At 38.6% G+C, this 2,415-nt stretch carries 4 protein-coding genes; 1 reads left to right on the plus strand and 3 read right to left on the minus strand.

Annotated features, from left to right (window positions below):
- From PVV69_RS09645 to PVV69_RS09655, 3 genes are all read right to left on the minus strand, one after another.
- The coding region (locus PVV69_RS09645) for a hypothetical protein (RefSeq protein WP_273757329.1) at positions 1-358 on the minus strand (358 nt) is incomplete at its 3' end.
- Positions 342-479 carry a hypothetical protein gene (locus tag PVV69_RS09650; protein ID WP_273722103.1) on the minus strand — a complete coding sequence of 46 codons (138 nt, stop codon included), beginning with the start codon at positions 477-479 and terminating at the stop codon, positions 342-344. The genes PVV69_RS09645 and PVV69_RS09650, both read right to left, overlap by 17 nt.
- Positions 480-552: 73 nt before the next feature.
- Positions 553-858: a helix-turn-helix transcriptional regulator gene (locus PVV69_RS09655; protein ID WP_005864619.1), complete on the minus strand. Its 306-nt coding sequence runs from the start codon at positions 856-858 to the stop codon at positions 553-555.
- A gap of 151 nt (positions 859-1,009) precedes the next feature.
- Between PVV69_RS09655 and PVV69_RS09660 the strand changes: the two genes are divergently transcribed.
- Positions 1,010-1,537, plus strand: coding sequence for a helix-turn-helix transcriptional regulator (locus PVV69_RS09660; RefSeq protein WP_273757330.1), 528 nt, complete (start codon positions 1,010-1,012; stop codon positions 1,535-1,537).
- The last annotated feature ends 878 nt before the right edge of the window (positions 1,538-2,415 follow it).

A 2,415-nucleotide genomic window follows, 5' to 3' on the forward strand; every position in this document is an offset into this window, starting at 1 on the left:
TCGCACGCCCTGCCCATCTTCGATAGGCTCTAGCAAATACAGGCTCTTCCAAACGCCGATTAATCACTTGCAAAGCAAGAAAGATAGCAGTCTGCTGCCGTACTTGCATGGCAACAATACGCCGCCGCGGTACCTCAAACTGATAATGCAAAATATGAATGGCAATTTGTCGTGCTAATATCGCATCAAATAAGCCATGCGGTGGGTCAATAATATATCGGATCGGTACATGCCGAAAGCTACCACTCACGGCTTTTAAAGAACAGGAAAGCATCATTTGTAGCCGTTCAGCTTCCGAATACGGATTAAAAATTTCTCTTTTTGCCTCGGGCGTCCATAAATTATAAGCAGCAACCATAACCATCCCCGATAAAGAAAACTTGACCACCTAACCTTAAAAAACAACCCATCCAATCGGCTGCTTGATGAGGCAACACTGTGCAATTTTTCTTGTCTATTTCGTATTGATCTTTAGACATTGATAAACCTTTTTATCTTATGGTATCTAAATACATGGCAAATGCGCAAAAACGCAAAGCCGTGTAACGAAGTTTAAGCAGCATTACCGCGCAAAGCAGAATGCGCACGCGAATCTGTATTGGCATGTTTTGCTGCTTTAAAAATGCGACGGCGACTTTTGGGGTAGCGGTCGCTAAAAACCTGCTCGACAGGCAAACCGATAAAATCGGCAATGGCGCGTTCGGCTTTCTCGTTAGACCGTGTCCAAATGTGTTGAACACTGGATGAGGAGAGTTGATAAGCTTTCGCGAGCTCCGCCAAGGTCATATTACGGCGGCGTAGCTCAGCTAAAATACTATGGCGATCCCATACTTGAATGCATGTTTGGGTGGTTGTCATAACTTTCGCTCCTGCTTCAAACGGATGCTCAAACCATCCGTTTTTTGTGGGGTTAATTGTAAAATATCTGCCCTCTATAGCGGGCGGTAATAAGAGGTATAATGCAAAAAATGCATTAAGTCAACGCAATATTTGCATTATTATGTAATTTGTGGCAAAAAAAGAAATTGAACCCAAAACAGAACAGGCAAAACGGCTACGTTTGATACGAGAAAGCTTAGAGCTTAATCGAGATCAGATAGCTACCCGTTTAGGTATTAAAAAAGCAATTTATGACCATGCTGAAAGAGGGACCACTTTTCCCAATGTAGAATTTTTGACTGCTTTATCACAGCAATTAAATGTCAACTTAACTTGGCTTGTTGCAGGTGAAGGCGAAATGTTTACAGACGTAGCAAAAGCAAAAACAGCGGATTTTAAGACACCCACCATTCCTGCTGGATTGATGAAAAAGCTTGGTCGCATAGCTTATACAACCTATCGCGATGCTAAAATAAAACTCCCCCCTGAAGATATAGCGGAACTCGCGGCGGAACTTTATAAAAAACTGCAAGAGCTTGTTCAAGACATCAACGACACGGAAGAAATAGAGCTTACCTTGCCTCTTCTAAAATTGCATTTAAAGCGTCAAATAGAAGCTGAAAGAGCACATCTAGAAACTACACAAAATACGGCTTAATGCCTCTCTAAAATGAAAAATCGATATGAAAATCTTTTTACATTAAAAAAATAATATAACCATTTGATTAATAAGTATATATTACCTCTAAAAGGAGATAATCATCAATAGGTGAAAATCTTTTTTGCTTTTTTGGTCATTTTTGGCTGATTTTGGAATCAATTGAACTTTTGGATTGATTTTTTTCAAAGGGTCTTCAAAGGCGGTTTTCTGGGCTTTCACAGACTTTTCAAAATTTTTCACAGGGTTTTCAAAGACCTTTCAAAGCCTTCTCTCATTTTTACCATGAAAACGCACTTTTTTCTGATTTTCGGTAATTTTCGCAATTTTAGGTGTCAAAATACAATTTTACAAAACGCGCATTTAATGGTAAAAAATAACCATAAAAACAACAAATTACCACCTATTCCTAACTAATCCCACCTCTTCTCACTTAGTACAAAACCTACTGTCAAACTACATTGCCTGTAGCTTGTCGGCGGGTTTTGTATATTTTGCCACTAGGTTTTGTACCAATTTATTTTTTCTCAAAGAGTTTTAAAGGTGTTCTTAAAGGGTCTTCAAAGGTCTTTCAAAGGTTATTTAAAGACCCTTTAATGCATCTTTTCTCTTCATCCTAAAGATCGCAATTTGAGATGATGAGTGTAGCTTGCCAGCGGGTTTTGTATATTTTGACACCAGGTTTTGTACCAATTTATTTTCTTTTAAAGGGTTTTTAAGGTGTTTTCAAAGGGTCTTCAAAGACCTTTCAAAAGGGTATTTAAAACCTCTTTCATGAATCTTTTTTCTTCCTCTAATAAATCGCAATTTGAGATGATGCGTTCTTGAACCGGAGTCGGATTATTTGAGACGCAGCATTTATAACCTCTTTTAGAATA

This window comes from Bartonella sp. MM73XJBT (assembly GCF_028618465.1).
In the GTDB taxonomy this organism is placed as follows: Bacteria; Pseudomonadota; Alphaproteobacteria; order Rhizobiales; family Rhizobiaceae; genus Bartonella.

What these genes read in the sequence shown, in the direction of transcription:
- PVV69_RS09650 (WP_273722103.1), bottom strand. Translation starts at nt 479, where the DNA reads ATGTCTAAAGATCAATACGAAATAGACAAGAAAAATTGCACAGTGTTG.
- PVV69_RS09655 (WP_005864619.1), bottom strand. Translation starts at nt 858, where the DNA reads ATGACAACCACCCAAACATGCATTCAAGTATGGGATCGCCATAGTATT.